This is a genomic window from uncultured Tateyamaria sp. (genome assembly GCF_947497045.1).
GTDB lineage: Bacteria > Pseudomonadota > Alphaproteobacteria > Rhodobacterales > Rhodobacteraceae > Tateyamaria.
On record NZ_CANMEU010000004.1, the window covers coordinates 334,841 to 361,825 of the forward strand.

Sequence of the window (26,985 nt, forward strand, 5' to 3'; positions counted from 1 at the left end):
GATCCAATGTCGCTTAGCGATAGAACCGCATCTGCGCGATGGCAATGTCGGCCTCAAAGGCCCGCCCGATGGCAAGCACCCCGATCCGGCGCAGTTGCGCCAGGTCCAATGGGGCCTCGGTTCGGTGTGTGGCAAAGCTGTCAAAGGGCAGCCTGATCGTGGTCCACGCGGGCGGTGCTGTGAAGACCGCGCGATACGCCTGCCAGGGCCGCGTCAGATCGTTAGTACGCAGCCGCACCTCGTAGGGTTCGCCGTTGCCAAGCACGTCGATTTCAAGTCCGGTATAGCGGTCAGCCCCCACTGTCCCGGTGTCAAAGGCCATCTGCACAAAGCCGCCATTGTTGTCCAGCAACACCGTACCGGTCAGCCGTGCAGCGTCGCGTCCCTCGACGGGACCCAAATCGAGTTGCCCGGTCGAGACACCGCCCATGACCGTATCGGCCACATATTCCCAAGTGGGGGTCAATTCCATCACGCTCTCCTGCGCCCATGACGCGGTGCCCAGCATCAGCAGTGCACCGAACGCCCGCGCGATCACGTGCGCGCAGCTTCGAATGCCGCCCAGGCAGTCTCGAACTCGGCAAAGCTGATTTGCTTGCCTTTGACCGCATCAAACACGATCCCTTCAGCGCGCATCAGCGTTGCGATGGCATCCGACAGGTCCTCGACCACCTCTTCGGGGATCACTACGGCCCCATGCCGGTCCGCATGGACCAGATCGCCGGGCCGGATGTCGAGCCCATGGATGCGCACCGGCTGGTCGTAATCAATCACATGCACATAGCCATGGCTTGGTCCGATAGAGCCCGCCACAACCGGATAACCGTCCGCCAGATCGCCAAGGTCACGCATGACCCCGTCTGTCAACGTGCCCGACAGCCCGAGCGCCTTGTGAATGTTGGTGTTGACCTCGCCCCAATAGGCCCCGATGGCGTTGGGCACGTCCAGATCCTGCACCACGCAGACCGACGGGCGCGTGCCCTCGGCCATGTACTTGTAGTAGGCCATGCGTCGCGCCTTGATCACATCCGCCGGTTCGGTCGGCGGGGCCAGCGCGCGGATGCGGGCCGTGCGCGCATAGCCAACCATGACGCCCGCAGGGTCCGAGGCCAGCATCGTGCCCCGCGTGAAGGCGTTGAACCCACGCTTGCCCTGCGCCACCTCGATGGCGTTACAGACCGTGGGGGTATCGACCGATCTGAGCAGGTCATGGAGTGTGCCGTCCATCGCCCTACCCCTTTGCCTTGGCCGCACCGGTACTGAGTGCGTCGAGCTTGGCATAGGCGATTTCCGGATCGACCGAGCCGAACCCGGCAAAGGTGCCAAAACCGCAATCGCTGCCCGCGATCACCCGGTCTCCACCGACGATATCGGTGAAGCGTTCGATACGTTGGGTCACGACCTCGGGGTGCTCGACGAAATTGGTGGTGGTGTCCACGACGCCCGGAACCAGCACCTTGTCGTCCGGAATCTCGGATTTGCGATCCCGGAAGACCGTCCATTCATGGGCATGGCGGGGGTTCGACGTCTCAAACAGCACATAGCGCGACTTGGTCGACATGAGCGTCGGAAACACCGTGTCCATGTCGATGTCGCAGGTGTGGGGCCCCTCGTAGTTGCCCCAGCAGATATGCACCCGCACCTTGTCGGCGGGCACATCCGAGAGCGCATGGTTCAGCGCCTCGACGTGACTGTCAGCGATCTTGAGGAACTCCTTGTCGCTCAGATCAGCGAACAGCATGTGGCGGCTGAGGGCCAGATCCGGGCAGTCCAGTTGCACATCCAAACCGGCGGCCACAATGGTCTCGTATTCCGCCTTCATCGCATCGGCGAGGGCAGCAAGGTAGGCATCCCGCGTCGGATAGAAATCGTTCTGCAGGAACAGCGAAATAACACCGGGTGAGGCGGCGTTCATAAACCCGCGCCTCACCCCGTGCTTGGCCATGGCCGCCTTGAGGTTGTCGATATCCTTTTGCAATTCGCCTTGCCCACGGCTCTTGACCGCGCCTGTGCACATGGGCCGAGCATATTGGGGCGTGCCGCCACCCTCTGCGAGACGCTTGAGAAAGCTGGGGAATTGCTTGAGGTCGGCGGGCGCGTTGCGCGGGCTGTCACCGGAAAAGCCGGTGTAGCGATCCTTGACATAGGTCGCATAGCTGATCTTGGACGTCTCGCCATCGCTGACGATATCGACCCCGGCAGCAACTTGCCGCGCCACCGTGGCATCCACCGCCTTGGCCATCGCCGCATCAAAGGCGGCCGGGTCGTAAGGTTCTTCGCGTTCACGTGCAAAGATGAAATCGACCACCTCTTGGGTGCGGGGCAGGCTGCCGGTGTGGGTCGTGAGAATTGCCATCGTTCTGTCCTAGTCCTTGCGTGCCATCAGCACGCTGTGGTTTTGCGTCTCCGGGTCTTCAGCCAGAAACCCGGTCATGCGCAGGTCGTTGTTTTCAAGGCATGTCGCGTATTCGGCAGGCGAAAGAGAGGCGTGATAGACCGCCTCGCCGCCCACGGTGCCGCTGACCTCGCCCGCGCGTGGCCCCACGGTTATCAGCAGCGAACCACCCGGGGCAAGGTGGCGGGCCATGTGCGCGATGCAGCTGCGCTGTTCTTCCGGGCGCAGGTGGAAAAAGCTGTCCCATGCCACGATCCCATCGAATGTTTCGCCCAGGTCGAGGGTGCGCATATCGCCCTGTCGCCAGTCACCATCCGGCCAGCGGGCACGCGCGATATTCAGCATGGAGGTCGCAAAATCAACGCCCGTGACCGCGAACCCCTCGGCGATGAACCAGCGCGCAATCGGCTCGCCAGCGCCGCAGCCCAGATCAAGCACCCGCGCCCCTGCTGGCAGCCCGTTGGTGAACCGCGCCAGCCACCGCGCCTCGAACAACGCGCGCGAGCGCGTCGCGTCATAGGCGGCGGCCTGACGTTCATAGACCTCGCGCGTATCTTCGGAGGAGGCGTTGGGTGTCCGTGTCACTGGCCTTGCCATGTCGGCCCCGCCGGATCGTCCGTGCCCACGATATGATAAAGTGACGCCTCACCCGTCATCGAGGGTACCGCGCTGTGGGCCAGATTTTCGGGCACGCTCATGGTGTCGCCGGGCGCAAGCGTGGTCGCGCCGCCCTCCCATGTGACCCGCCAATGGCCCCGCATCGGCATCAGGACCGACGGCCGGTCATGTGCGTGCATCGCGTCGGTCGCGCTGCCACGGGTGATGAAATCAACCTCAAAGCCCGGCTTGTCGCGGATGATCCCTCTCTCGCCGATCACTTTGCAAGGATCATGCTGCGCCAACGCCATCATATCGTGATAGCGGCGCACGCCCATGCCCACGACCTGCATCGGGGTCATTTCGGGGTAGGTTTTCAGTTCCTCTTCGTTCAGCAGCGGCATGGGCCTTACACCCTCGGGCAGATCGTCACCCTTCTTGCTGTCATAGAGCTTGCCGTTCTCGCCCAGCACCAGCCCGTGATCACGCGCATCCTCGATCACCTGTGGGGCCCAGATCACACCGCCCCCCGCATCGTCGCCCCCAAGGATCGCCATGATCATCCCGTAGTCCGTGCCGATATTCTCGAACCCGCGAAAAATGCCGGTGGGGATGTTGATGATATCCCCCTCTTCCAGCACGACCTCTCCGGCGGTGCCGTGGCGGCCCCAAAAGAACCGCCAGCGCCCCGACAGGACAAAGAACACCTCGGCCGTGCGGTGGCTGTGCAGCGAATTGCGGCATTTGGGCGGTTGCCCGGCTGCTCCGATATTGAACCCGTGCGGCACCGCGATATGCACGTGCTGGTCGGGAGATTCCGAAACCCCACCGCCGATGATGGTAAAGTTCTCTTTCTGGTCCGAACCGGGCGTGTGGGCGTCGATAAATGCGGTCTTGCAAGGCATCAGGTCGCCATAACGCACGATGCGCGGCTCCATCTCGGCGGGGGTCATGGTGTCGTCCTTTCGGGTGGTAAAAACGGGGTGGGCAACGGCGTGCCCGGCGTGGTTTGGGTGAGGTCGGCGTGGATCCAGACCATGCGGTCGCAGAACCAGACTTTGGGAAGGATGGTGGCAATCACTCCAAGAACCGTCGCCCATGGATTCAGCACCGCAATTCCATAGATCAGAGGCACAGCACCAAGGGCCGACAGCCCGGTCAGGATATGGGCGGCACGGATGTGATGGGCGGGGATGTCGTGCCGGTCACGGGCCAGAAATACCCGTTCACCAAGCGTGGCACGTGCGGCCCATGTACCATAATCGTTCGGGGGTGGAAAGGCGCGCGGGTTGAACCATGTCCACGCCGCAGCGCCGATAACGGCAGGCAGCGCCCACCAGCCGATCCAGACCCGCGCGTAGATCGCCAAAACCAACACAGGCAGGCAAGTGAACCGCGTCCAGACGCTGAGCGGGTTGGCATGGCGGCACCAGTCGGCATCCTCCATCCCCATCAGGCGTTCGGCGGCGCGGTAGATGTCGCTCATCCCTGCCCCTTTGCAGCGGCCAGGGCCTTTTCAAGTTCGGCAATGCGCGCGGTCAGCTTGTCCATCTCGGGGGTCACAAGCTGTGCAATCTCGCTGACATCGAACCGGGGGGTGATGAATTGCGGGCAGTTCCAGTCGAAGGCCACCAGCTTGATGGTCACGAGGCGTTCGACCCGGCCCTGCCCCTCGACCGCGACACGTGCAGCAAGGTCGGGGTCCGCCTCCGCCGCCTGAAAGGTCGCATGACCCTGCAACTTCATCCGGGCCTTGCGCGGATACTCCATCAGAAACAGCGACACCCGATCATCACCCGCGAGGTTCCCTTCGGATATGTGCTGCATGTTCCCGCGGTAGTCTGCAAAGGCGAGCGTGTGGTCATCGAGCACATGCAGGAACCCCGCCGGCCCGCCGCGATGCTGGATATAGGGCCAGCCGGTTTCGGACACAGTGGCCATGTAGAACGACGTGCGGTTGGCGATGAATGCGACCTCGTCCTCGGTCAGACTATGGGTGCGCGCGCCATAGCTGCGCGCGTACATATCCGCCGAACCTTCGGCCTCTTGCAAGGCCTTGACCGCATCGGTGAACATCACCTCGTCATATCGTTGCACATTCCTGCCCTTTCATTGTTCCGAAAATACTCAAATCCGACACTCAGCCCGTCTGCATCAGGATCTGTTTCCAGATCGCGGTTTCATCAAACAGCGCATATTCGCGGCGCAACCCCCATGGGCCGAACTCGGCATGGGAAATCCCAAGGACATAGACTTCGGCCCCCGTGGGCGCGCCGAAATACCCCCACCCGTCATGCTTGCCATGCAGCGCCCACCGGATCGCGGCGCGGGGCGGCATCAGGTCGTCATCGCGCCCGATCTGATGGTCGATGGTGAATTTTGCATCAGGAAACGAGGCGCGCAGCCCCATCCAGAACCGATCGACGGGGCCGTGGCTGTGACCCGTCAGGCCGCCGGGATATTCGGACTGCACCGCCCGATCATATTCGGCCGGAATGACTGCCATGTCAGCCCCCATGATCCGGGTTAGGATATCCGCATATTTCGCACCCCAAGCGTTGTCGTTGCCACGCCCCTCATAGGGGCCGGGCTTGTCGGTGGCGGGGGTCAGCGGCATGCGCGCCCGTTCCATGCCGCCTTCGCGCTCGATCAGGTCGGCGGCAAAGGCCTTGGCCTCCCACCCGATCTGGTTGACGATGGCGGTCTGGTCGCGGATCAGCCATTCGTCATTGATCTGGTCGTTGATCGCGTGACAATCGGCGATGATGCGATAGGTCAGCTTCTTGCCGCTCGCCTTGCCATACATCCCGTCCGCCAGATGGGTCGCCGTGGACAAAAGCCGATGCGAGGACAACATCCCCTCTTCGGGGGTACCGGACCAGATCACATCCTCGCCCAGCAACGTCCGGTCGGGGAACTCGGCAAGCGTGGCCATCGTCGCCCCGATCACCTTTTCATTGCCAATCACCACGGAGGCGGGCGAGCGCACCACGATATCGGGGCTGTAATAGTGATGCAGGGTCGCGATGCCGCGATCCTCCCAGATTTCCTTGGTGATGCCGATGATATAATCGGGGAAGTCCTTCCACCGGTTCGAAAAGCCCTTCATGGGGTGTATCCTTTGGGTATGCGGGCCGAGCCGCGCAGGATGAGCGGGCCATCCAGTGCGACACGACGGGGTTTGGTTTCGGGATCGGCCAGGCGATCCAGCAGAATATCGACGGTGGCTTGAGCCATCTGGCCCGCCGGCTGGCGCACGGTGGTCAGATCATAGCTTGGCCAGGCGGCCAGCGTCACATCGTCATAGCCCACAACCGACACGTCCCCCGGTACCGACAGCCCCAGCTCAAAACGCAGCACATCCATGACCGCAAAAGCCATGTGATCATTGGCGCAAAACACGGCATCGGGTTGGTCGGGCCGGTCAAACATGGCGCGCGCCGCCACCTTGGCCTTTTCAAAGTCAAAGTCGCTCACGCCGCGCGCACACAGGTTATGGCCTGCCCTCTCAAGGCCCGCCACAAACCCCGCCTCCCGGTCACGTTGGGTCGAGGCCCCCTCCCACCCCGCGATATGCGCGATCCGCTTGTGCCCACCCGCGATCAGAAATTCGGCCAGCTTGTGACCGCCATGATAATTGTCCGAAGTGACAGACGACAGCCGATCATCATCCTGTGCCCGGTTGAACAGAACGATGGGAATGCCCGCCGCCTCACAGCGCATGGTCAGATCGTTGGACATGCCCACGGACGCCGCAATGATCCCGTCCACCTGATAATCCAGCAGCTCTTTCATCACCTCGTCAGCCTCTTCACCCGAGTTGGAGGCCATGAAGACCAACACGTGATAGCCGCGCTGTTGCAGGGAGCGGCTCAGGCGCTCGATCGCCTCGGGGTAGAAGTGGTTTTCCAGATAGGCAACCAACAGCCCGATGATCCGACTGCGCCCGGTGATCAGGCTGCGCGCCAGCACGTTGGGGCGATAGCCAAGCGCGTCAGCGGCACTGCGCACCTTGTCCGCCGTGCGTTTTGACACGGACGCACCGGGCGTGAATACGCGGCTCACCGCCGAGCGGGAAACCCCCGCCTGTTCGGCCACATCCAGTGCTGTCACCTTGTCGGGCATCAGTCGGCTGTCCAACCTCCGTCAATCAACATCGAGGTCCCGGTGACCATCGCCGAAGCATCCGAGGCCAGGAACAGAACCGCACCCATGATATCCTCGACCTCGCCAACGCGGGGCAGCTTGATCTTGTCCATGATCCACGCAAATCGGTCCGGGTCCTGAAACGACTTTTCGGTAAATGCAGTGCGTATGAAGGTCGGGCAGATCGTGTTGATACGGATATTGGCCTTGCCCCACTCGATGGCCATGGCCTTTACCATGCCCTCAACCCCATGTTTGGTCGCGCAATAGACGGCCCGGTCAATGCCGCCCACGTGGCCCATCTGGGACGAGATATGGATGATGCTGCCCGGCTTGCCTGCGGCCGTGAGGGCGCGCGCCGCTGCCGTCGACAAGAAATACGCGCCCTTGAGGTTGATGGCGACCACCGCATCGAAATCATCCGGTGCCGTGTCCATGGACGGGCCATGGCGCGCCAACCCGGCAGAATTCAGCACGATATCGAATGGCGTATCAAAAGCCGCATCGACCGCCGCGATATCGCTTTGGTCCAGCGGCATCGCCTCGGCGCTCCACCCCTGTGCGGTCATCGCCTCGACCACATCGGCCAGCGCGTCTGCGCGCCGCGCCGCGCAGACAACATGCGCGCCCGCCTCGGCCAGCGCCACGGCGCAGCCGAGCCCGATGCCAGAGGACGCCCCCGTCACCAGTGCGCGTTTGCCAGCCAGATCAAAGGACGGAGTGCGGGGCAGATCGCTCACAGCGCACACCCGGTCTGGGCATCAAAACCCGCCCGCGCCTTGTTGAACTCGCGCATGCGTCCCAGCACATCGACCCCGATCTGGTCATACATATGCAGCAAATCCACCATCACCCAATTCTCCCGTATCAATCCATGTTCAAGCCGCCAGAAGTCGAGGCTGCGCATCGCGATCCTCTTATGCGTTGGCGGCAGGCCCAGCCAGCCGCCATGTGTGATCGTCTGGTACATATCGGGCCAGCCGGTCACCGCTGCGTAATTCCGGTCGCCAAAGAAGTGATACACGATCTCGCCCACATATTGACCCCGATCCGGCATCCCGTTCAGGAACGGGATCTGGTGCCAGTTGCGAAAGCCCGCGATCCCGCGCCCCGATCCAATGCCCGAAGGGCCGTACCACATCATCTTCGGATGCCAGAACCGCGCCATCTCCATCACCTCGGGGCCGCCCTGGCTGGGGTGCTTTTTGAGGTGCGTGAGCATGTCGATGATGTGCTCGCAGGTGGTCTGGCCCGCCGCGGGGTCATAGGGGCCGGGCACCATCCCATCACACGTCGCAGGCCCCGGCACATGCCACTCACGGCCCAGACTGGGCACCATGGGCCATGCGCCCGCCTGCATCATCACCTCTGGAATGTCCCACAGCGCCTGCATCTCGACGATCTTGCCCTCTTGGAGGCGGTAAAATTCGTGAAACCGCATGTGAACGATGTGACCTGTGGGCGGAATGTCCAGCCATGGGGCCGTGAAGGTGCCAGTATAATACCCCCCACAGCCGACCCAATCACCCCCTTGCAGCGTCGGCCCCGCCATCACGATATGATCGCGCCGCTCAAGGTCGGGAATGGCCCGGATCAGCGGGCCATAGGTTGCGTCCAGATAGGCATCCACGCCCGATATCGTCTCGAACGGAAACGCGAGGTTGAATACGACATCGGGCGCGCAGACCTCACGCAGGACGGTGCGCAGCGCATTAAGATCAAAATCATACATCGCTGCGCGCAACGGCGCGATCAGGGCCTTGTTGCGATCATGTACATGGCTCATCCCGCCTGCTCCCGCATCCGCGCAAACAGGTCGACACCCATTTGCGAAAACAAGTGGATCATATCAACGAATACCCAGTTTTCGGTGAACCGGTCCCCCTCGCGCCGCCAGAAGTCCAACCCCGAAACCTCGATCGGCGCACCCGTGGCGGCATGGCCCAGATAGGGGCCGCTATGGGTGCCCACCACACCCATGGGGCCGGACGCGGCCAGCATCTCGCCTTCGGCAAACAGGCTTTCCAGATGCATCACCTTGCGATCGGGAAAGGCCATCAGCCAGGGGTGCTGGTGGAACGTCTCGAACTCGGACAGAGACAGGCAGGCCCCAATCCCGCCGGGGCCGTACCACTTGAGGTTCGGGTGGAAATAACGAGCCATGCCCATGCTCGACAAATCGCTTTCGTCAAAGCCATTGAGCCCGCCAAAGATAAAATCCCGCCCAAAGGCCAAGGTGCGCGCAGTGGCCTGCTGATCCTGTGGATCAACCAGCACACCGTCATAGCCTGTCGGCGCGGGATAGACATGCCGCGCACCGCGCGGGCGGGGCAGAACCGGCAGATCAATCTGATCAAACCAATCGACAAAATCCCAGATGGTCTGAGCATGGGTGATGCGCCCTGCATCATCAAAGCGCAGGAATTCGCCCCACCGGATGCGCAGGTCGTGATCCGTGGGCGGAATACCAAAGATCGGCGCACTGGCCCGGCCTGTCAGATAGCCTGTCGCCCCCACCCAGTGGGTGTCATCACGGCCCCTACCCTCGTGAGCCTGCGATTGGCCGGCCATCAGAATGTGGGTCTGCCGCATAAACCCTGACAGCCCGTGGTGCAGTGGGGCGAACAAGGCATCAATCACCGCCTTGCCGCTGGTCTGGACACCGACTGCCGCGGGCGCGTGCCACGATTGCACATCACGCAACATCTCGCTTGCTCCGCGCGGGTCACGATCCAGCACCGCCCAAAGGGCCAGTGCCGTCTGCTTGTTGCGTTGATTGATGTCCTCACCCATACGGGTTTTTCGTCCCTGTTCCCAAAAATCCTGGGGGCGGTGCCGCCGCTATTCAGCGGCGTCGCGGGCGGGTGCCCCGGTGCCGTAGGGCACATTGATACCGCCATAGCGCCGGACCCTCAGGTTGCATTGCTCAGCGTGTCCCACGAACCCTTCGAGCATGCACAGACGCGAGCCATAGGCTCCGATTTCAGCCGCAGCCTCGTCCGTGGTGACCTTCTGATAGGAATGGGTCTTGAGGTACTTGCCGACCCACAATCCGCCCGTGTAGCGGCCCGCCTTCTTGGTCGGCAGGGTGTGGTTGGTGCCGATCACCTTGTCACCATTGGCCACGTTGGTGCGCGCGCCCAAAAACAACGCGCCGTAGCAGGTCATGTTCTCAAGAAACCAGTCATCGCGGTCGGTCATCACCTGCACGTGTTCTGACGCGATGTCGTCGGCCACCGCCAGCATCTCGTCATAGGTGTCGCACAGGATCACCTCGCCGTAGTCCTGCCAACTGGTGCGGGCTGTGTCGGCGGTGGGCAGGATCATCAGGATGCGCTCGATCTCGCTCATGGTGGCCTCGGCCAGCTTGCGCGAGTTGGTCAGCAGGACTGCGGGGGAGTTGTACCCATGTTCGGCCTGCCCGAGCAAATCGGTTGCACACAATTCGGCATCTACCGTGTCGTCGGCAATCACCATGGTTTCGGTCGGGCCTGCGAACAGGTCAATACCGACCTTGCCGAACAGTTGCCGCTTGGCCTCGGCCACAAAGGCGTTGCCCGGTCCGACAAGCATGTGGACCGGGTCAATGGTTTCGGTCCCCAAAGCCATGGCCCCAATCGCCTGAATGCCGCCCATCACATAGATTTCGTGCGCACCGCCCATGTGCATCGCCGCAATCACCGCCGGGTTGGGCTTGCCCTTGAAGGGCGGGGTGCAGGCGATGATGCGGGGCACGCCAGCGACCGAAGCCGTGGCCACCGACATGTGTGCCGAGGCCACCATGGGGAACTTGCCGCCGGGCACATAGCAGCCCACCGATTGGACAGGGATATTCTTGTGGCCCAGGATCACACCCGGCATCGTCTCGACCTCGATATCCAGCATCGAGTCCCGTTGGGCCTGGGCAAAGTTGCGCACTTGTTCCTGCGCAAACTCGATATCGGCCAGCTCGCGCGGGGTCAGTTGCGCGATCAGATCGTCAATCTCGACCTGCGACAGCCTGAAATTTTCGGGCGCGTAATTGTCGAACTTTTCGCTCAGGCGGCGCACGGCGGCGTCACCATTGGCCGCAATATCGGCCAGCGTGTCCTCCACGATCTTGCGGGTCTTGGCATCGTCCTCATCCCGTTCGGTTTCGGGTTTGCCGCGTTTGAGATATTCAATTGTCATGTCGTCACCTGTTGTTGTCGGGGCGCGGCGGGGTCTTGTCGCCGCGATCAAAGGCCTCCCAGCCTTCCCCGTTGAAAACATCCACGCCCAGTTGGGCCAGAACATGCGGAAAATCGACCATCACGTAATTGTCGGTGATGCGCTGATCTTCGACCTTCCAGAAGTCCATGTACCGGATTTCGATCCGCTTGCCGGTCGGGGCCACACCCATGAAATCACCGGAATGGGTCGCCTCCTGCCGCCCGAAGGCCGCCGCCCATTCACCCATGTACAGGCGGGCCTCATCCACACAGACCTTGTCCGAGAACGCGGCCTGAAAGGGGCGCTGCCAGTTGTCCTGAAACTCCTGCAAGCCGTGCTTGGTGCCGCAGCCTTGATTGCCCATCCACCGAAAGGACTGGGCAAAGAACTGCCCGATATCATCGATCCGGTGGTCGTTGAGGCCATCGACCATCCCTTCGATCACCGCGCGGGTTTCGTCCGTCTTGGACATGTCGGTGTCGCGGGTCAGGATTGCCTGTTCGGGTCGTGATCCTTTCATGGGGCAGACGCCTCCGGCGGGCATATTTTGGGAACAATGAAAGGCAGGGTCATCCTTTGACCGCTCCGGCTGTAAGACCCGACACGATCTGGCGTTGGAAGACCATGACCAGCAGGAACAGGGGTGCTGTGATCGACACCGCCGCCGCAACCGCCTCGACCTGATCGGTCGTGGTGGTCTCGCGGTTGAAATAGCCTGCGATGGCCGGAACCATCGTCTGGTTCTGCGCATCCAGCAGCAGGGCAGTCACCAGGAAGTCGTTGTATCCCAGAAGGAAGCTGAACAGCCCCGTCGTGATGACCCCCGGCCACATGACCGGCATGATCACCCGGCGAAACGCCTGAAAGTGGCTGCATCCATCCACCCGCGCCGCCTCGTCCAGCTCGGCCGGGATGTTCTGGAAGAACGAGCGCAGCATCCAGATCGTGAAGGGTTGGTTGATGGCCACGAGCACCGCGATGATTGCCCAGGGTTGACCATAGAGCGTCGGGCTCAGATCGCCGAGGATCGGGCGCAGGAGTTCCGCCGAGTTGATGAACCAGGGCAGATAGCCCGCCACCAGCACCGAATGCGGCAGCGCACGAAACACCAGCGCGATGATCAGCAGCCAAAACGCAAGATCAGAGCCGGACCGCGCCAGCCCATAGCCTGCCAGCGTGCCCACTGTCAGTGAAATCGTCACGACCCCTGCGGTCACGATCATTGAATTCATAAAGTTTCGGTAGAACTGGTTTTCCCCCCAGACCGCCACGTAATGCTCGGTCGTCAGCCCAAGGATCGGCGCACCAAGCGGCCCGGTGATGCCGTTGAGCGCGCCAGAGACATTAGGAAGTGCCCCGAAAAAGATCAGCACGAACAGCAGACCATAGGCCGCGGCCCCCACGAGCCAGCCCAATGCGATAAAGCCCGGAGGCGAGAACTGTTCCACCATCCCCGGCAACCGGGTAAAGGCCCACCGGATCGCAAAATAAAGCACGGCCAGCCCCAGCACGATGTCAATGAGGCTCAGCCCATTGCCCGCCGCCCGGGTGGCAGGCCCGGTGATCACATCCCACGCACTTGCGGCGAAGGCGTCGCGCGGGGATTTCACGCTCATCACCGCGATCCACACAATGGGGAAGGCGGCAATCAGGCACCAGAAGGCGAGGAAGGCACCGGAAAAAATCTTGAGTGACAGCGGTTGTGCGGTGGCTTTTGACATCAGTGCGCCCCCCCCTTGTGGTCACGCCATGTGCGGCGCAATGGCAGGATCAGCAGGATCACGATCCCGATCATGGTCAGCATCGCACTGGCCGCGGCCCGGCTGATCGCCCGGTTACCCGCATCGTCCGGCGTCAGGAAATCGAAGGTCAGCCATTGCAGCGAAATCACATGCGCCTGAGAGCGGAAGCCAATGATCTCGTCAAAGACGCGGTAGCAATCCATCAGGTGGATCAGCGCGATGAAGATGATCAGCGGCATCAGGTGTGGCACGATCACATAGCGCAGTCGCTCGAACCGGGACGCGCCGTCGATGATCGCGGACTCAAGCGTGTCCATGTTGACCGTCTGTAAACCCGCATAGAAGATCACGAAGGCGAAGGGGGCCACGTGCCAGACCCGGTAGAAATACATCAGCAACTCGATGGTCCAGGCTTGGGCAAACATCGCGATGTCCTGCCCTGTCCAGCGTTCCAGCGTGGCCGTCAGGATACCGTCGCCGACAAACAGCCAATAGATCGATAGCGACCCGATCACCGGTGTGATGATGAAGGGCAGAAGCGACACAAAGATCACCGGCCCACGCAGCCACTTTGCGGCATTGTTCACCGCCAGCGCGATGGCAAGGCCCACCCCAACCACCAGCGGCAGCGTCACCAGCGTGAACATCAGCGTGAACCGCAGCGCCTTCCAGAAGTCGATTTGCAGGATGTCCGAGACATTACCCGACCCGATGGCCGCCCAGACCTTGTCCATTTGCAACACGTTCTTGTAGCTTTGAAAGCCGACCCAGGCCGTGGTGGTCCGGGTTTTGCCCGTTTCTTCGTCGATGATGGGCACGGTCTTGATCTCGGTCGTGCAGGTCTGCGTCAGGAAACCGGGGGTGCAGGTCTCGACCTCGATCTGTTGCATGACCGGTTGGGTGATCTGGAAGGATTGAATGAACACCGAGATCAGCGGGGCCGCGATGAACAGCAGCATCATAAAAAGCGATGGCCCGACGAACCAGAAGAAGGTCTTGAACTTCATGCGATATTCCTTTGGTCGGACCAGGTGGCCTGGGCGACAAAGCCGCCGATCTGCCAGCCAATCATCATCGAGGGGGCGTTGGTGTTGGCGGACGTGATGCGCGGCATGACGCTGGCATCCGCCGCCCAGAGGTTCTGTGCACCTTTGAGCGCCCCGGTGGCATCCAGTGGACCTCCTAGGGCCACCGTCCCTACCGGGTGGTAGGCGGTGCCCGCACGGGTTTTGATCACCTCGCGCAGTGCCTCACCTGTCACATGGGTGCCCGGAAAAGCCTCGGGCGCGCGGCGCGTGCCGAAATCAGCCGCATCAAGCAAGCTGCGCAACTTGCCAACCGCCTGGGTCATTTGATCCAGATCGCTTTCATCCCCGAACAGGTTGAGGTCGATCAGCGGAGCGTAGCGATCCGCCCCGATCCGCAGGCGTCCGCGCGAGCGTGGCTGGCACAGGCACACATCCGCGAAATAGCCCGAACCCCAGATGATAGCGCGGCCTTGCCAGCCCATCAGGAAGGGCATGAAATGCGTCTGGATTTCCGGCGTGTCGCCATCCAGCGCATAGAACGCGCCCGCCTCGACTGTGTTCGACGACAGCCGCCCCGACCGCGCCAACATCCATTTGAACGGCGACAGCGCCCATGCAGGCAGTTGTCCAAGCGTCAAACCATAACCCGATCCCTGCCCCTTGAAGTGCAGCCCAAAGCCGGGATGATCGTGCAGGTTCGCGCCCACACCCGGAGCATCAATGCGCACCTCGATTCCTGCCCTACGCAGATCATCCGCAGGCCCGATGCCCGAGCGCATCAGGATCATCGGGCTTTCGATACTGCCCGCCGAAAGGATCACCCCGGAACGCGCGGTAAGGTGCCGCCCACTGCGCAAGGCCACCCCGGTTGCCCGGATACCCTCGAAGGTCACGTGGTCCACTTCGGCATCCGTGATGACGGTCGCCCCGGAGGGACGCAGGAACCCGTCTGCGGCTGACCAGCGCGCCCCACGGCGCATATTGGTGTGAAAGACGCCCGCGCTTTCACGCTCAGGCGTGGGCGGGGCATGTGGATCATTGGCCGCGAACATCGCGCCAAAGGCTTCGGACAGCGGATGCGGATGTGGCAAACGGGTAGGTGTCATGCGCGCCTCGATCTCGTCATAGGCGGCCCAGACCGTATCGGCGTCCCATCCCGGCAGACCCCATGCGTCAAAATCCGCACGGGTGCCACGAAACCATACCATCGAGTTGATCGACCCCGATCCGCCAAGCATCTTACCGCGTGGAACGGACACCTGCCGCCCGCCCGCCGATGCCATCGGCATGGTCTTGCGCTTCCAGTTGCGCCGGTCGGAGCCAAGCAGATTCACCAGCCCAAAGGGCACCTTGACCCGGATATTGCGGTCCGATGGCCCCGCCTCGATCACGCAGACGCGTGCGCCCGGTTGTTCGGCAAGACGCGCAGCCACCGCGCATCCAGCAGAGCCACCGCCCACAACAATATGATCGAACTCAGTCTGCATTTGTCCCCCGGTGAAATTCGGCTGGCCAAGGGTACCCCCGGCCAGCCGCGTGAATGGTGCTTATTCCAGCACGCCCGCCTCTTTGGCCGAGGTCGTGTAGGCTTCTTCGACCGCCACCAATGTGGCTGCGGCGTCACGCTCACCCGTCAGGAAGGCGGGCAGCTCGTTGCCCAAGGCAGTGTGCAACAGGCCCATCTGCGTGGTCGAAGGATAGGCGGGGGCTGCAGGCGATGCGGTGGCAGTATCGATGGCACCTTTGGCAAGCGGGCCCGGCTCGTAGCCTTTGACCAGCCAGATCGCCGCCTCGTTGTTGGCTTTGACCATCTCTTCGTCCAGACCTTCCATCGCCAGACGGAAGGCGGCGTCGGCCTCTTCGTCGGTGATGTTGGCAGCGATCACGATACCGTCCCACCACAGGGTCGTGGCAGGCGCACCACCTTCCATCGCGAGGGGCGCTGCGGCCATTTTGACCTTGCCCACAACCGAGCTTTCGGCGGCATCATCCATCGCACCACCACGGCTGGCCCACAGGTTCGACATGGCGATTTTGCCCTGCTGGAACTGCTGCTGCACATAGGTCGAGTCGCTCACCAGCACCTCGGGATCGGTGTAGTCCAGCGTGCGCGCCATGGTTTCCAGCGCCTTCATGCCCGCATCCGAGTTCACCGCCGTGGTGTTGTCAGCGTTAAAGAGCTGACCACCAAAGCCGGGATACATGTTCACGAATTCCTGAGCCAGATTCCAGCCGGACTTCATTGTGGCACCAATGGCGTGATCGACAACGCCCGCTTCCTTGATGGTTGCGGCAGCTGCGAACACTTCGTCCCATGATGTGGGAACTTCGAGGCCCAGCTCATCAAAGATATCCGCGCGGTACATCAGATGCTGGGTGTTCACCATCATGGCAACAGCCATGATCTTGCCATCGACCTTGATCAACTGGTTGGGCGCGAGATTCTGACCATATTTGGCAACCAGATCGTCCAGAGGACGGATTGTGCCTGCATTCAGCAGGGGCGTAATCGTACCATTGGATACGCCACCGATGTGGTAAAGCGACGGGTTGGCCTCGAAGGCAGCAGGTTGTTTGGTGCGAAATTCCTGATCCAGTTCGGCCTGGAAATTGCCGCACTCGGCCATCGCGTCCGTGACAGCTTTCCACGCTTCAAAACCCGCGCTCAGCGATTTCAGTGGCACGTCGTTTTCATAGGCGCAGGCCGCGAAAGCCGATGTGCCCATAAGCGAGACGACGCCCGCCAATGCCAGTTTCTTCAAATACATATGCAAACTCCCTGTTGCGTTGGGTGCCAGTGCATCTTGCAAGCCTGCACCGGCCATTATGGCCCGTCCGGGTGCCCCCGGCGCGGGCGGTTGTCCTCAGGCGATGCGTTCGCCCGACGAGGATGAGAAGGCATGACAAATGCCCGCCGGGATCGAGAACGACACAGTGTCACCAATCTCGGCCCGGAATTCCTTATGTGCTTTGACAGACACCAGCTGGCCACCTGCGCGGACCGTCAGCATGGTCGCGTCTCCAAGCAGTTCGATCGTATAGATTGGCGCGGTGATCTGTCCGTCAGTGTCGGCCAAGGCCGCATCTTCGGCCCGAAAGCCCAGTGTGACGGGGCCGTCCGGCGCGCTGATCCCCGAGATAGAGACCTTGTCGCCCGTGAAGGTGCCCCCCGCCATCGTCCCGTCCATCAGGTTCATCGCAGGCGAGCCGATAAAGCTGGCCACGAAGGTGTTGGCCGGGTTGTCATAGATTTCGGTGGGCGTGCCGACCTGCTGCACCTTGCCCTGTTTCATCACCACAACCCGGTCGGCCAGTGTCATTGCCTCGATCTGGTCATGGGTGACGTAGACCGTGGTGACTTTCAACTCGTGGCTCAGGTTCTTGATCTGCGCGCGCGTGCTGACGCGCAGCTTGGCGTCAAGGTTCGACAGCGGCTCATCCATCAGGAACACGTTGGGTTCACGCACGATGGCACGCGCCAAGGCAACCCTTTGGCGTTGACCGCCCGACAGCTCCGCAGGCTTGCGATGCAAAAACTCATCCAACTCGACCATTGCGCTGGCGCGGCGCACCCGTTCATCATGGGTCGCGGGGTCAGCCTTGCGCACCTTCAGCGGAAAGCGGATGTTCTCATAGACATTGAGGTGCGGGTACAGCCCATAGGACTGGAACACCATCGCCACATCGCGGTCCTTGGGGTCCAGATCGTTGACCCGATTGCCGTCGATGATGATGTCCCCCTCGGTCGCGTCCTCAAGCCCGGCAATCATACGCATCGTCGTGGTCTTGCCACAGCCCGACGGCCCCAGAAGCACCAGAAACTCCTGATCGGCGATGGTGAGATCAAAATTGTCGACCCCCACAAAGGAGCCCCACCGCTTGTTGATGTTGCGCAATTGGATTTCAGCCATCGGAGTCCCCCGTCCCGGCAAGTTGATTGAGGCTAGACAACTGGTTCACACATTGGCAACTGTTTTTTGCACACGTGTGCAAAAACTGGAGGCAAAGCCATGAGCACCGAAAGAGAACTGGGCATCAAGTCGAAATTGGAGGCGTTGTGGGGAGACGATATTGCTGCGGCGCGGCAAGCGTTTGATGCAGTCTTTGCGGCGGACTGCGCCTTTCATTTCTCGCATCCCGTGAACGATATTGCAGGTCGGGAGGGGGCGTGGGAGGCGGTCTATCTCCCGCTGCGCGCCGCGCTGCGGCACGCCCGCCGCCGGGATGAGGTCTTTGTCGCCGGTCCGAACCGGCGCAGCGTGGGTGGCACATGGATTGCGGCCCTCACGCATTACGTCGGCACCTTTGCGGGACCGCTTTGGGGGATCGCCGCGTCGAATCGCCTCGCCTTTCTGCGTTCTGGCGAATTCTACCGGATCGAAGGTGATCACATTGTGGAAACCCGCATCATCCTGGACCTGCCCGACCTGATGCGGCAGGCGGGACGCGACCCGTTTGGAGGACTCTTGGGCACCGAAATGCTGTTTCCCGGCCCGGCCACCCATGACGGTATTCTGCCCGGCGGCGATGGCACCGCCAGTCTTGATCTGATCGAGGCAATGCTGGGCGATCTGCACGTCTATGATCCCGACACAGGCACCTCCAAGGGGCAGACGGGCGTGGGCGGATATTGGGCGGACGATATGCTGTGGTATGGCCCCGGCGGGATCGGATCGAACCACCGGTGGGATGGGTTCACCCGCGACCACCGCACGCCGTTTCTGGCGGCCTTCCCTGACCGCAAGGGCGGCAATCACTATGCCCGTATCGGTCAGGGCAACTACGCCGCAATCTCGGGTTGGCCGTCGATGACCATGACCCATGCAGGGCCCTATCTGGGCGTGCCCGCAACGGGCAAAGCACTCACCTTGCGCGTGATGGACTTCTACCGTTGCGCGGATGGGCAGATTGCCGAAAACTGGGTCTGCCTCGACTATATGGATCTGATGGCGCAAATGGGCGTGGACCTGATCGCGCGTTCAAACGCCGTTCCGTAGCGCCTGTGCGGCATCTGCAATACCCTGCGCCGACGGCAAGGTGGCGGCATAGGCGCGGCCCGTCGCGATAAAGCTGTCCTGCGCCGTATAGCGCGCAATATGGCGATGACCCGCCTCATACAGGGCGGTCATCACCGCCTCGGCCACCCCGCCCGAGCGACGCGTTTCATCGACGACCAAAACGTGGCTGCACCCATTGAGAGCCTCCAACATCGCCCCACCCGGCAGGGGCGAGATCCAGCGCAGATCAACGATGCGGGCGTTTGCAACTCCCGCCTGTTCGGCCAGATAACGCCCATTGCCAAAGGTCACAATTCCAAGATCGCCGGTGCCATGGACACCGACCTCGCCCAATGCGATGCGCCGATCAGGGGCGGGATAGGCCCGCAACCATGCGCCATCGCCCGCATGAACATCCGCAGTGTTATAAAGCGCAATCGGCTCCACAAAGACGCAAACCCGGTTTTCCTCGCGCGCAAGACGGTGGCACTCACGCAACATCATCGCTGCCTCCGCCCCATCGGACGGGCAGGCTACAATCAGCCCCGGAATGTCGCGCAACACAGCCAGCGCATTGTCGTTGTGAAAGTGGCCGCCGAACCCCTTTTGATACCCCAGCCCCGCGATGCGCAGCACCATCGGGTTTGCCCATTGCCCGTTCGAGAAAAACGGCAACGTAGCCGCCTCGCCGCGCAACTGATCCTCGGCATTGTGCAAATAGGCCAGAAACTGGATTTCGGGCATGGGCACGAACCCGTTATGGGCCATACCGATGGCAAGCCCGAGAATAGATTGTTCATCGAGCAGCGTGTCAATGACCCGCGAGGGCCCAAAGCGGCTGTGGAGCTTGCGGGTGACACCGTAAACCCCACCCTTGCGCCCCACATCCTCGCCCATGACGACGGTTTCGCCATGGGTCAGCATCAGATCGCTCAGTGCCCAGTTGATCAGGCGGGACATGGGCTGCGGCTGCGCCATCAACGCCAGATCCGAGCCGAAGATCTCGGCGCGCGCCTGCGCACTCGGGCCGTTTGGAACGGGGGCACCGCTGGCGGGTGGAACAATCGCGGACATCACCGCCTCGGCGTCCTCAAGCGCGGGGGCATCCGAGATGCGCGCAGCCTCCGTGCGGGTGCGCGCAAGGGCATCGGTATAGGTGGCAAGCACGTCCTGCGCGGGCAGGCCAAGCGCAATCAGCCCCGCCGCACTGCGCAACAGTGGGTCGTTCGCCTCGTCCGCCTCAACCTCGGCGCGCGGCAAATAGCTGGTGGCGACATCCGCACCCGCATGGCCATAAAGGCGGACTGTGCGCAAATGGAGGACCGCCGGCTTGCGATGGGTGCGCACATAGGCCGCCGCCTCGGCCGCAGCACGATAGGTATCCCACAGATCCAGGCCATCACCCGAAAAGTAAACGAGGCCGGGGCGATGCTCGAGGCTGGCACGAACCCAGCCCCTGGGCGTTTTGGTCGAAATGCCAATGCCGTTATCCTCACAAATCAACAGCAACGGCAAGGGGACACCCTGAACGGACGTCCACCCGGTCGCATTGATGGTCCCCTGTGCCGTCGAGTGGTTCAGGGATGCGTCCCCGAAACTGGCAACTGCAATACCGTCACGGGGCAGGATGGCGCGCTCGGGGCGCGCACGGCGGGCGAGACCCAGGCCATAGGCCGCACCAAGCGCCTTGGGCAGATGGCTGGCAATGGTCGAAGTTTGCGGCGGAATGAACAGATCCCGGCTGCCCAAGACCTTGTGACGCCCACCGCTGGTCGGATCATCCGCCGCACAGGCAAAGGACAGCAGCATATCGCGGCACATCTCATGGCCAACCTGCGCGCCCCGGGCGATCTGAAAGGCCGCATCGCGGTAATGCAGGAACGCGATATCGTCAACGCGCAGCGCATGAGCCACCGCAGCCATGCCTTCGTGCCCCGACGACCCAATGGTATAAAATCCACGGCCCGCCTTCTGCATCTCGCGACTGACGATATCGAGGGCGCGGGTCAGACACTGGTGGTCAAACAGCCCCTTTGACGCAGGCAGGCCAAGCCCCCCCACCTCAACATGCGGCAGATCACCCGCAGCCAGGCGAGAGAGAAAATTGTCGTGAACAATCGAAACGCGGTCCATGAAACATCCGTTAAAAAGGGGATTTAAGTGCCTCCGGCGGCGGTATTTTCGGTCAAAAGAAACAGGGTGCCCGCCCCTTCTTTTGACCAGAAATACCGTCGGGGGGTCCGGGGGGCAGACAGCCCCACGGTCCTGTCCTCAGAAAAAGGCCTGCAGGCCGGTTTGGGCGCGCCCCAGAATGAGTGCATGGACGTCATGGGTGCCCTCATATGTGTTCACCGTCTCAAGGTTCATCATGTGTCGCATGACCTGAAACTCACCCGAAATCCCGTTGCCACCGTGCATGTCACGGGCATGGCGCGCGATATCAAGCGCCTTGCCGCAGTTGTTGCGTTTGACGATTGACACCATTTCGGGCGCGGCCTGAGCGGCATCCATCAACCGACCCACTTGCAGTGCCCCTTGCAGACCCAGCGCAATCTCGGTCTGCATATCGGCCAGCTTCTTCTGGAACAATTGGGTCTGGGCCAGCGGTTTGCCGAACTGCTTGCGATCCAGCCCATATTGGCGCGCCGCATGCCAGCAGAACTCGGCCGCGCCCATGGCACCCCACGAGATTCCATAGCGGGCGCGATTCAGACACCCGAACGGCCCCTTGAGGCCCTGCACATCCGGCAATAGTGCGTCCTCGCCAACCTCAACGCCGTCCATCACGATCTCACCCGTGATCGAGGCGCGCAGTGACAGCTTGTTCTGGATCTTGGGGGCCGAAAGCCCCTTGGCCCCTTTTTCCAACACAAAGCCGCGGATTTTGCCGTCATGGGCATCGGACTTGGCCCAGACCACGAACACATCGGCGATTGGCGCGTTGGAAATCCACATCTTGGCCCCATTCAGCACGTAGCCGCCATCGACCTTTTTCGCTGTCGTCTTCATCCCCGCCGGGTCCGATCCGGCATCCGGTTCGGTGAGGCCGAAGCAGCCGATATATTCCCCACTTGCCAGTTTCGGCAGGTATTTGCGCCGCTGTTCTTCTGAGCCATAGGCATAGATCGGGTACATCACGAGGCTCGACTGCACCGACATCATCGACCGGTACCCCGAATCGATCCGCTCCACTTCGCGCGCGACGAGGCCATAGGACACGTAGGATCCCCCCAGCCCCCCATACTCTTCGGGCAGCGTCACACCCAGCAATCCCATCTCACCCATTTCGGTAAAGATCTCGGGCGCGGAGGTCTCATTCTCAAAGGCCTGGACCACACGCGGGGCCAGTTTTTCCTGGGCATATGCGGCAGCAGAGGATTGGATCATCCGTTCATCCTCGCTCAGTTGGGCGGACAGTCGAAACGGATCGGCCCAATCGAACGTGCCCAGATCGGGGGCATCCTTGGCCTTCAGGATTTTGCTTGGGGCGTTCATCTCGTCTCTCCTTGGCTGCGCGCGGGGTCATCCCAGTATTGCAGGAAAACGACGCAACATCTAACGATGCCTTGTTCTGCAACCCATGAGAAAAACGCATATGTTGATGCATCGCCGCTTCCTGCCGTCAATCCCGGCCTTACTGGCCTTTGAGGCAGTGGCCCGACTGGGATCAGCCACCGCCGCGGCTCAGGATTTGTCTGTGACCCAAAGCGCGATCAGTCGCCAATTGAAGACCCTCGAGGCGCAAATCGGCGCTGAGTTGCTGGCCCGCCAGGGCCGCGCGCTTGTTCTGACACCCGCCGGGCGCAGCTATGTCGCGCAGGTGCGCGATGTACTCAACCGTCTTGGCTCCGCTTCGGTCGCGGCGGGGGCCAACGCCGAAGGTGGCGCGCTGAACCTTGCGATATTGCCCGCATTCGGGATGCATTGGTTGGCCCCCCGTTTGGCGGATTTCGCGCACGCCCACCCGCAGGTCACGGTGAACCTGTCGACCCGGCTGGCCCCGTTCGACTTTCGCACACAGCCCTTTGACGCGGCGATCCATTTCGGGCGGCGGGACTGGCCGGGGGCTGATTATCTGCCTCTGATGCCCGAAACCGTTGTTGCGGTTGCCGCACCCGACATGGCTGCAAAGGCCAGCGACGCGGCCAGTTTGCGCACCCTGCCGCTGTTACACCTTGAAACCCGTCCCCGCGCTTGGGCGCGGTGGTTTGCAGCACAGGACCTGCCTGCCCCGGACGCCTCTGGCATGATGTTTGATCAGTTTTCAACCATGGCGCAGGGGGCAATCCACGGGCTTGGCGTGGCCTTGTTGCCGACCTTTGTGGCACAGGTGCATCTGGACAGCGGCGCGCTGCGTGCCGTATCCCCCAATGCCGAACAAAGCGTGGGCGACTATTATCTGGTCTGGCCTGCCGAGCGCCCCGTGCCCCCGTCATTGCAAGCCTTTCAAACATGGGTATCGACACAACTGCCCAATCCCTGACGCAAGCCTGCCGTATTTCCGCCCCAATTTTGCGGGATCACTACGCCATATGATTCTGTTGACCGGGTGGGGCCGAGACTTGACAAGGAATGCTGGCATGAAGCGCATGATTACCCTTGTGGCAACCGTAGCCACCCTGACCACCGCCACAACGGCTGTGGGCGAAGTCCATGATGTTATGATTCTGGACGGCGAATTCTTTCCGCAAATCACCTATATGAACGAAGGTGACAGCGTCCGGTTCGAAAACGTATCCGGTATCACTCACACAATCGGATCGGCTGGCGACGAATGGGCGACCGACCCTATTGAGGCTGACGACATCGTTGTAGTTGTCTTTGATGAAGACAAACCCCGCGAGTTCTACAGCAAACTCGTCACGGATGACGACGGCGACCTCATCATCGCAGGCATGGTTGATTTCAACCCGCCAAGCGCCGATGAGTCTGACAACGACTAAGGAACCCACTGCGCCTTGGATTTTGTTGGGCTGACCGGGTAAAACCCGCGACCCAATCCCAAAACGCGTTTCGTCTCCACTTCGTGACATCGCACAGCGGCAATCGGGCGGCGCGCAACACGCGCGCAGTCTGATTGCCCTTTGCGCGTGATCAGGCGTGGTCATGGGTCGGGGTCACTTGCCTCCGGACCGTACCATCCGCGTAAACACGCCCGCGCTTGCACAGAGATGCACCAAACGGCAAGGTGCGCACCATGTCCAAATCAGCCTGCATCATTGCCTTGCCCTACTACTCGGGCGCGGGTCACACCGCCCAGATTGCCACGGCCATCGCCAAAGGCGCAGATCGGCAAGGCGCGACCTCCCATATCATTGATATCGAACAGATCACGGCGCGGGACTGGGCCAACCTGGACCGCGCGGATGCGATCCTGTTCGGCGCGCCGACCTATATGGGGTCGGTTGCTGCTGCCTATGCTGCCTTCCTGGAAGAGGCCGGGGGGCGCTGGATGGACCAGACGTGGGCCGACAAGGTCGCTGGCGGCTTCACCGTCGCGACCTTTGGATCGGGTGACAAACTGGCAACCTTGCAGCGGCTGTCGGTGTTCGCAGCACAGATGGGGATGATCTGGGTGGGGCCAAATGACATCGGCGCACCTGTCTTTCCGGCAGAGGCCGGGATCAATGCCGATGGTGGATGGCTCGGCCTGATGGGAAGCAGTATTAGCACACCACGCGGCGCAGTGCGGCCCGGCGATCTGGATACCGGCCAGCGATTTGGCGCACGTGTCGCCCGCCTTTGCACGCGGATGTCCCGATAGAAAAAGGGGGCCCCGCATCGCGATAGATGCAAGGCCCCGCAGGATTGGCCTGTAAGGCGCAGGTGTCCTGCGCCCGAGGGCTGATCAGTTTGAATGGTTGGAGTGATCGGCATGCCCCCCATGCGCCCCGGCTTCGGGCTTGCGCGCATTGTCGACCGGGATGGTTACAACAACGTCGCCGGCCTTTTCAAACACCAGCGTGACCTCGATTTCGGCGTCCTGCTCCAGCGACCCGTTCAGGCCCATCAGCATCACGTGATCCGCACCGCGCATCATGTGGTGCGTCGCCCCGGCGGGCAGGTCGATGCCGCCCTCGATCTCGGTCATCTGCATGACCCCGTCGCCGGTCTCGATATGAGTGTGCAACTCAACCCGCTTGGCCACGTCTGTACGGGCCGCAATCAGCCGATCATCTTGGTCCGAGGTGTTGTGGATCACCATGAACGCCGCACCGGATTTCGCGGCCGGGCTGGCCGCGCGCGCATATGGGTCCATAATCATAATGCCGTCAGCCCATGCGGGCACGGCCAAAAGAGTTGCAGCCAAGCTGGCCGCGACAAACGAACGAAAGGACATGAAAGCCCCCTTTTTTGAGTGATGTGTGGTGGTGAAACGAAGGGAAAAGACCTCAGCCCCGGATCGGTGGGGCACGCGCGCGCGCATTGGCGAATGTATCGGCATTCCCGGCCACCGCATGCGACAGGCGCGTGTTGGCCGCACGCGTCAGGGGGCGCTCAACCAAAAACAGGGGCGGCCCAAGCGCGCCACTGACATACAGCGCGCAGTCCGGACACATATGCGGGGCCATGGTCGGATCACCCTGCCCGTCGACATAGACCACATAGGTTGTGTCGCCCGCACAGATCACCATGCTGTCCACAGCCATCGTGCTGTGGCGCGCCGCCCCCATCGCGTGGCTTGTCGCCACCAGCATCAGGCTGAACAGGATAGAGAGGAGCGCGCGTATCATAGGCTCAGTTTTAGCCCCACAAGCCCCGACACTCAACCACGTCAAAACGAAACAACCCCGCCTGCGCGATCGCAGGCGGGGTTAAATTTCTCGATCCCCCAAGGGACAGTGGTCAGATCAGGCCAACGCAGCTTGCGCCTTGGCGATCTCTTTCTTGACCTTCATCGCGGTGGCCGACAGCTCTGTGTCCTTGGCTTTGGCCAGATACGCGTCAAGCCCGCCACGGTGGTCGACCGACCGCAACGCCGCTGCCGAAATGCGCAGCTTGATACCGCGGCCCAGTGTTTCGGACTGCAAGGTCACATCGTTCAGGTTCGGCAAAAACCGCCGACGGGTTCTGTTTTTCGCGTGGCTGACATTGTTGCCAACCATGGGGCCCTTACCGGTCAATTCGCATACGCGCGACATGGGGTCATCCTCGTCTAGTGAGATTGCAAAAGGCTGGCCTTCGGCAAATATAAAAGGGCTCCGCCGCGGCGGACCCCGGGAATCTGGTTTGGGCGTGATTAGGCCCAAGGCTCCGGCGCGTCAACCCCCAGATGGTGCCTTGGAACCGATCAAAGAGGCCGCCCGGCTGTGCGCTGTGTCCGCCAGTGCGACATGCCCGTGTTTCTGCGCCGCATCGCCCAAGCCCCGCCGCCCGGCCTTGTACCACGCAATCACGTCGCACGCGCGCACCCGCAGGTCCAGCAAGGCCCGTTGAAAGTGCCCGAAATTGCCTCCGGGCTTCAAAACCTGTACCGCCTGATGCCCGGCTCCGGGCGTGCGCGCCACACTGAGCCGCCGGACATGGCACTGCACCAAATTCGCCCGCGCAAGTGCGAAACCGTTTGTCAAACGGCACCACTTGCGGATGGATCGAAAACTACGGTGTGACCAACACCACGTGCCGTAAATCCGACGCGGACGAAAACCGCAGCGCGCCGTAGCCGCCCATCAAAAGCCAAAGGCGACACGCCATCCATAGCCCGAGGTCGCCTGCGCCAGCACGCCTTCCAACGCGGTCGTCTCATCATTGATGTACCAGTCGTTCAGCCGCGCCTGGATATGCAGTTGGACATGGCCCGCCTCGACATAGCCCTGACTGGCGCGCGGCGCGTCAAAGCTGCCATCCGTGTGCACCCGGTGACGAAACGTCACCCGCAACCGTCGCCC

At 61.9% G+C, this 26,985-nt stretch carries 30 protein-coding genes; 4 read left to right on the forward strand and 26 right to left on the reverse strand.

Annotated elements, in window-relative coordinates; translation table 11 throughout:
- Nucleotides 1–13 precede the first annotated feature (13 nt).
- The 19 genes from Q0859_RS11165 to Q0859_RS11255 all read right to left on the reverse strand — a co-directional run bounded on the left by Q0859_RS11165 (nucleotide 14) and on the right by Q0859_RS11255 (nucleotide 18,010).
- A complete protein-coding gene (locus tag Q0859_RS11165; RefSeq protein ID WP_299151085.1) occupies nucleotides 14–472 on the reverse strand; it encodes a CIA30 family protein in 459 nt (152 codons plus the stop codon).
- Nucleotides 473–534: 62 nt separating this feature from the next.
- A complete protein-coding gene (locus Q0859_RS11170) occupies nucleotides 535–1,227 on the reverse strand; it encodes an RraA family protein (protein WP_299151087.1) in 693 nt (230 codons plus the stop codon).
- 4 nt (nucleotides 1,228–1,231) lie between these two features.
- Nucleotides 1,232–2,356, reverse strand: coding sequence for a cobalamin-independent methionine synthase II family protein (locus tag Q0859_RS11175; RefSeq protein WP_299151090.1), 1,125 nt, complete (start codon nucleotides 2,354–2,356; stop codon nucleotides 1,232–1,234).
- A gap of 9 nt (nucleotides 2,357–2,365) precedes the next feature.
- Complete coding sequence (locus tag Q0859_RS11180) at nucleotides 2,366–2,980, reverse strand: class I SAM-dependent methyltransferase (RefSeq protein WP_299151093.1); 615 nt, start codon at nucleotides 2,978–2,980, stop codon at nucleotides 2,366–2,368.
- Nucleotides 2,977–3,945, reverse strand: coding sequence for a cupin domain-containing protein (locus Q0859_RS11185; RefSeq protein WP_299151096.1), 969 nt, complete (start codon nucleotides 3,943–3,945; stop codon nucleotides 2,977–2,979). Before Q0859_RS11185 ends, Q0859_RS11180 begins: the two co-directional genes overlap by 4 nt.
- The gene (locus Q0859_RS11190) at nucleotides 3,942–4,478 is read right to left on the reverse strand and encodes a DUF6653 family protein (protein WP_299151098.1); all 537 of its coding nucleotides are present in this window, start codon (nucleotides 4,476–4,478) and stop codon (nucleotides 3,942–3,944) included. Before Q0859_RS11190 ends, Q0859_RS11185 begins: the two co-directional genes overlap by 4 nt.
- Nucleotides 4,475–5,089, reverse strand: coding sequence for a pyridoxamine 5'-phosphate oxidase family protein (locus tag Q0859_RS11195; protein WP_299151100.1), 615 nt, complete (start codon nucleotides 5,087–5,089; stop codon nucleotides 4,475–4,477). The genes Q0859_RS11190 and Q0859_RS11195 overlap by 4 nt, the downstream gene beginning before the upstream one ends.
- A 43-nt stretch (nucleotides 5,090–5,132) precedes the next feature.
- Nucleotides 5,133–6,101 carry an ester cyclase gene (locus tag Q0859_RS11200; RefSeq protein ID WP_299151102.1) on the reverse strand — a complete coding sequence of 323 codons (969 nt, stop codon included), beginning with the start codon at nucleotides 6,099–6,101 and terminating at the stop codon, nucleotides 5,133–5,135.
- Nucleotides 6,098–7,120, reverse strand: coding sequence for a LacI family DNA-binding transcriptional regulator (locus Q0859_RS11205; protein WP_299151476.1), 1,023 nt, complete (start codon nucleotides 7,118–7,120; stop codon nucleotides 6,098–6,100). The genes Q0859_RS11200 and Q0859_RS11205 overlap by 4 nt, the downstream gene beginning before the upstream one ends.
- The gene (locus tag Q0859_RS11210) at nucleotides 7,117–7,878 is read right to left on the reverse strand and encodes an SDR family oxidoreductase (RefSeq protein WP_299151105.1); all 762 of its coding nucleotides are present in this window, start codon (nucleotides 7,876–7,878) and stop codon (nucleotides 7,117–7,119) included. Before Q0859_RS11210 ends, Q0859_RS11205 begins: the two co-directional genes overlap by 4 nt.
- On the reverse strand, nucleotides 7,875–8,924 hold the full coding sequence (locus tag Q0859_RS11215; RefSeq protein ID WP_299151107.1) for an ester cyclase: 1,050 nt from the start codon (nucleotides 8,922–8,924) through the stop codon (nucleotides 7,875–7,877). The genes Q0859_RS11210 and Q0859_RS11215 overlap by 4 nt, the downstream gene beginning before the upstream one ends.
- Nucleotides 8,921–9,931 (reverse strand): ester cyclase, encoded by a 1,011-nt coding sequence (locus Q0859_RS11220; RefSeq protein WP_299151109.1) that lies wholly within the window; start codon nucleotides 9,929–9,931, stop codon nucleotides 8,921–8,923. Before Q0859_RS11220 ends, Q0859_RS11215 begins: the two co-directional genes overlap by 4 nt.
- Nucleotides 9,932–9,979: 48 nt before the next feature.
- Nucleotides 9,980–11,308 carry a histidinol dehydrogenase gene (gene hisD, locus Q0859_RS11225; protein WP_299151111.1) on the reverse strand — a complete coding sequence of 443 codons (1,329 nt, stop codon included), beginning with the start codon at nucleotides 11,306–11,308 and terminating at the stop codon, nucleotides 9,980–9,982.
- Between the two features lie 4 nt (nucleotides 11,309–11,312).
- Nucleotides 11,313–11,849 carry an ester cyclase gene (locus Q0859_RS11230; RefSeq protein WP_299151113.1) on the reverse strand — a complete coding sequence of 179 codons (537 nt, stop codon included), beginning with the start codon at nucleotides 11,847–11,849 and terminating at the stop codon, nucleotides 11,313–11,315.
- A 49-nt stretch (nucleotides 11,850–11,898) separates the two neighbouring features.
- The gene (locus Q0859_RS11235; protein ID WP_299151116.1) at nucleotides 11,899–13,050 is read right to left on the reverse strand and encodes a carbohydrate ABC transporter permease; all 1,152 of its coding nucleotides are present in this window, start codon (nucleotides 13,048–13,050) and stop codon (nucleotides 11,899–11,901) included.
- The gene (locus Q0859_RS11240) at nucleotides 13,050–14,078 is read right to left on the reverse strand and encodes a sugar ABC transporter permease (protein ID WP_299151118.1); all 1,029 of its coding nucleotides are present in this window, start codon (nucleotides 14,076–14,078) and stop codon (nucleotides 13,050–13,052) included. The genes Q0859_RS11235 and Q0859_RS11240 overlap by 1 nt, the downstream gene beginning before the upstream one ends.
- A complete protein-coding gene (locus Q0859_RS11245; RefSeq protein ID WP_299151121.1) occupies nucleotides 14,075–15,586 on the reverse strand; it encodes a GMC family oxidoreductase N-terminal domain-containing protein in 1,512 nt (503 codons plus the stop codon). Before Q0859_RS11245 ends, Q0859_RS11240 begins: the two co-directional genes overlap by 4 nt.
- 60 nt (nucleotides 15,587–15,646) lie before the next feature.
- Nucleotides 15,647–16,867: an extracellular solute-binding protein gene (locus Q0859_RS11250; protein ID WP_299151124.1), complete on the reverse strand. Its 1,221-nt coding sequence runs from the start codon at nucleotides 16,865–16,867 to the stop codon at nucleotides 15,647–15,649.
- A gap of 96 nt (nucleotides 16,868–16,963) precedes the next feature.
- Entirely contained in the window at nucleotides 16,964–18,010 is a 1,047-nt protein-coding gene (locus Q0859_RS11255; protein WP_299151127.1) for an ABC transporter ATP-binding protein, read from the reverse strand.
- Between the two features lie 99 nt (nucleotides 18,011–18,109).
- Between Q0859_RS11255 and Q0859_RS11260 the strand changes: the two genes are divergently transcribed.
- Nucleotides 18,110–19,096 (forward strand): ester cyclase, encoded by a 987-nt coding sequence (locus tag Q0859_RS11260; protein WP_299151130.1) that lies wholly within the window; start codon nucleotides 18,110–18,112, stop codon nucleotides 19,094–19,096.
- On the opposite strand, the gene Q0859_RS11265 is transcribed toward Q0859_RS11260, so the two are convergent.
- The gene (locus tag Q0859_RS11265; RefSeq protein ID WP_299151133.1) at nucleotides 19,079–21,229 is read right to left on the reverse strand and encodes a thiamine pyrophosphate-dependent enzyme; all 2,151 of its coding nucleotides are present in this window, start codon (nucleotides 21,227–21,229) and stop codon (nucleotides 19,079–19,081) included. The two genes, Q0859_RS11260 and Q0859_RS11265, sit on opposite strands and share 18 nt — an antisense overlap.
- Before the next feature lie 138 nt (nucleotides 21,230–21,367).
- On the reverse strand, nucleotides 21,368–22,591 hold the full coding sequence (locus Q0859_RS11270; RefSeq protein ID WP_299151135.1) for an acyl-CoA dehydrogenase: 1,224 nt from the start codon (nucleotides 22,589–22,591) through the stop codon (nucleotides 21,368–21,370).
- Nucleotides 22,592–22,691: 100 nt separating this feature from the next.
- Here Q0859_RS11270 and Q0859_RS11275 point away from each other — a divergent pair, with 100 nt between their 5' ends.
- From Q0859_RS11275 to Q0859_RS11285, 3 genes are all read left to right on the forward strand, one after another.
- Complete coding sequence (locus tag Q0859_RS11275) at nucleotides 22,692–23,579, forward strand: LysR substrate-binding domain-containing protein (protein WP_299151138.1); 888 nt, start codon at nucleotides 22,692–22,694, stop codon at nucleotides 23,577–23,579.
- 97 nt (nucleotides 23,580–23,676) lie between these two features.
- Nucleotides 23,677–24,039, forward strand: coding sequence for a hypothetical protein (locus Q0859_RS11280; RefSeq protein WP_299151140.1), 363 nt, complete (start codon nucleotides 23,677–23,679; stop codon nucleotides 24,037–24,039).
- 254 nt (nucleotides 24,040–24,293) lie between these two features.
- Nucleotides 24,294–24,860, forward strand: coding sequence for a flavodoxin family protein (locus Q0859_RS11285; RefSeq protein ID WP_299151143.1), 567 nt, complete (start codon nucleotides 24,294–24,296; stop codon nucleotides 24,858–24,860).
- Between the two features lie 84 nt (nucleotides 24,861–24,944).
- On the opposite strand, the gene Q0859_RS11290 is transcribed toward Q0859_RS11285, so the two are convergent.
- From Q0859_RS11290 to Q0859_RS11310, 5 genes are all read right to left on the reverse strand, one after another.
- Nucleotides 24,945–25,436 carry a copper chaperone PCu(A)C gene (locus Q0859_RS11290; RefSeq protein ID WP_299151146.1) on the reverse strand — a complete coding sequence of 164 codons (492 nt, stop codon included), beginning with the start codon at nucleotides 25,434–25,436 and terminating at the stop codon, nucleotides 24,945–24,947.
- A gap of 52 nt (nucleotides 25,437–25,488) precedes the next feature.
- A complete protein-coding gene (locus tag Q0859_RS11295; RefSeq protein ID WP_299151149.1) occupies nucleotides 25,489–25,830 on the reverse strand; it encodes a hypothetical protein in 342 nt (113 codons plus the stop codon).
- 117 nt (nucleotides 25,831–25,947) lie between these two features.
- The gene (gene rpmB / locus Q0859_RS11300; protein ID WP_299151152.1) at nucleotides 25,948–26,238 is read right to left on the reverse strand and encodes a 50S ribosomal protein L28; all 291 of its coding nucleotides are present in this window, start codon (nucleotides 26,236–26,238) and stop codon (nucleotides 25,948–25,950) included.
- 120 nt (nucleotides 26,239–26,358) lie between these two features.
- A complete protein-coding gene (locus tag Q0859_RS11305; RefSeq protein WP_299151154.1) occupies nucleotides 26,359–26,631 on the reverse strand; it encodes a hypothetical protein in 273 nt (90 codons plus the stop codon).
- Between the two features lie 135 nt (nucleotides 26,632–26,766).
- A complete protein-coding gene (locus Q0859_RS11310; RefSeq protein ID WP_299151157.1) occupies nucleotides 26,767–26,970 on the reverse strand; it encodes a hypothetical protein in 204 nt (67 codons plus the stop codon).
- Nucleotides 26,971–26,985: the final 15 nt, after the last annotated feature.

Bases quoted from the DNA above. Each gene is read 5' to 3' on its own strand.
- Q0859_RS11165 (WP_299151085.1), bottom strand. From the start codon at position 472: ATGGAATTGACCCCCACTTGGGAATATGTGGCCGATACGGTCATGGGC.
- Q0859_RS11170 (WP_299151087.1), bottom strand. From the start codon at position 1,227: ATGGACGGCACACTCCATGACCTGCTCAGATCGGTCGATACCCCCACG.
- Q0859_RS11175 (WP_299151090.1), bottom strand. From the start codon at position 2,356: ATGGCAATTCTCACGACCCACACCGGCAGCCTGCCCCGCACCCAAGAG.
- Q0859_RS11185 (WP_299151096.1), bottom strand. From the start codon at position 3,945: ATGACCCCCGCCGAGATGGAGCCGCGCATCGTGCGTTATGGCGACCTG.
- Q0859_RS11190 (WP_299151098.1), bottom strand. From the start codon at position 4,478: ATGAGCGACATCTACCGCGCCGCCGAACGCCTGATGGGGATGGAGGAT.
- Q0859_RS11200 (WP_299151102.1), bottom strand. From the start codon at position 6,101: ATGAAGGGCTTTTCGAACCGGTGGAAGGACTTCCCCGATTATATCATC.
- Q0859_RS11215 (WP_299151107.1), bottom strand. From the start codon at position 8,924: ATGAGCCATGTACATGATCGCAACAAGGCCCTGATCGCGCCGTTGCGC.
- Q0859_RS11220 (WP_299151109.1), bottom strand. From the start codon at position 9,931: ATGGGTGAGGACATCAATCAACGCAACAAGCAGACGGCACTGGCCCTT.
- hisD (WP_299151111.1), bottom strand. From the start codon at position 11,308: ATGACAATTGAATATCTCAAACGCGGCAAACCCGAAACCGAACGGGAT.
- Q0859_RS11230 (WP_299151113.1), bottom strand. From the start codon at position 11,849: ATGAAAGGATCACGACCCGAACAGGCAATCCTGACCCGCGACACCGAC.
- Q0859_RS11235 (WP_299151116.1), bottom strand. From the start codon at position 13,050: ATGTCAAAAGCCACCGCACAACCGCTGTCACTCAAGATTTTTTCCGGT.
- Q0859_RS11240 (WP_299151118.1), bottom strand. From the start codon at position 14,078: ATGAAGTTCAAGACCTTCTTCTGGTTCGTCGGGCCATCGCTTTTTATG.
- Q0859_RS11245 (WP_299151121.1), bottom strand. From the start codon at position 15,586: ATGCAGACTGAGTTCGATCATATTGTTGTGGGCGGTGGCTCTGCTGGA.
- Q0859_RS11250 (WP_299151124.1), bottom strand. From the start codon at position 16,867: ATGTATTTGAAGAAACTGGCATTGGCGGGCGTCGTCTCGCTTATGGGC.
- Q0859_RS11255 (WP_299151127.1), bottom strand. From the start codon at position 18,010: ATGGCTGAAATCCAATTGCGCAACATCAACAAGCGGTGGGGCTCCTTT.
- Q0859_RS11260 (WP_299151130.1), top strand. From the start codon at position 18,110: ATGAGCACCGAAAGAGAACTGGGCATCAAGTCGAAATTGGAGGCGTTG.
- Q0859_RS11265 (WP_299151133.1), bottom strand. From the start codon at position 21,229: ATGGACCGCGTTTCGATTGTTCACGACAATTTTCTCTCTCGCCTGGCT.
- Q0859_RS11270 (WP_299151135.1), bottom strand. From the start codon at position 22,591: ATGAACGCCCCAAGCAAAATCCTGAAGGCCAAGGATGCCCCCGATCTG.
- Q0859_RS11275 (WP_299151138.1), top strand. From the start codon at position 22,692: ATGTTGATGCATCGCCGCTTCCTGCCGTCAATCCCGGCCTTACTGGCC.
- Q0859_RS11280 (WP_299151140.1), top strand. From the start codon at position 23,677: ATGAAGCGCATGATTACCCTTGTGGCAACCGTAGCCACCCTGACCACC.
- Q0859_RS11285 (WP_299151143.1), top strand. From the start codon at position 24,294: ATGTCCAAATCAGCCTGCATCATTGCCTTGCCCTACTACTCGGGCGCG.
- Q0859_RS11290 (WP_299151146.1), bottom strand. From the start codon at position 25,436: ATGTCCTTTCGTTCGTTTGTCGCGGCCAGCTTGGCTGCAACTCTTTTG.
- Q0859_RS11295 (WP_299151149.1), bottom strand. From the start codon at position 25,830: ATGATACGCGCGCTCCTCTCTATCCTGTTCAGCCTGATGCTGGTGGCG.
- rpmB (WP_299151152.1), bottom strand. From the start codon at position 26,238: ATGTCGCGCGTATGCGAATTGACCGGTAAGGGCCCCATGGTTGGCAAC.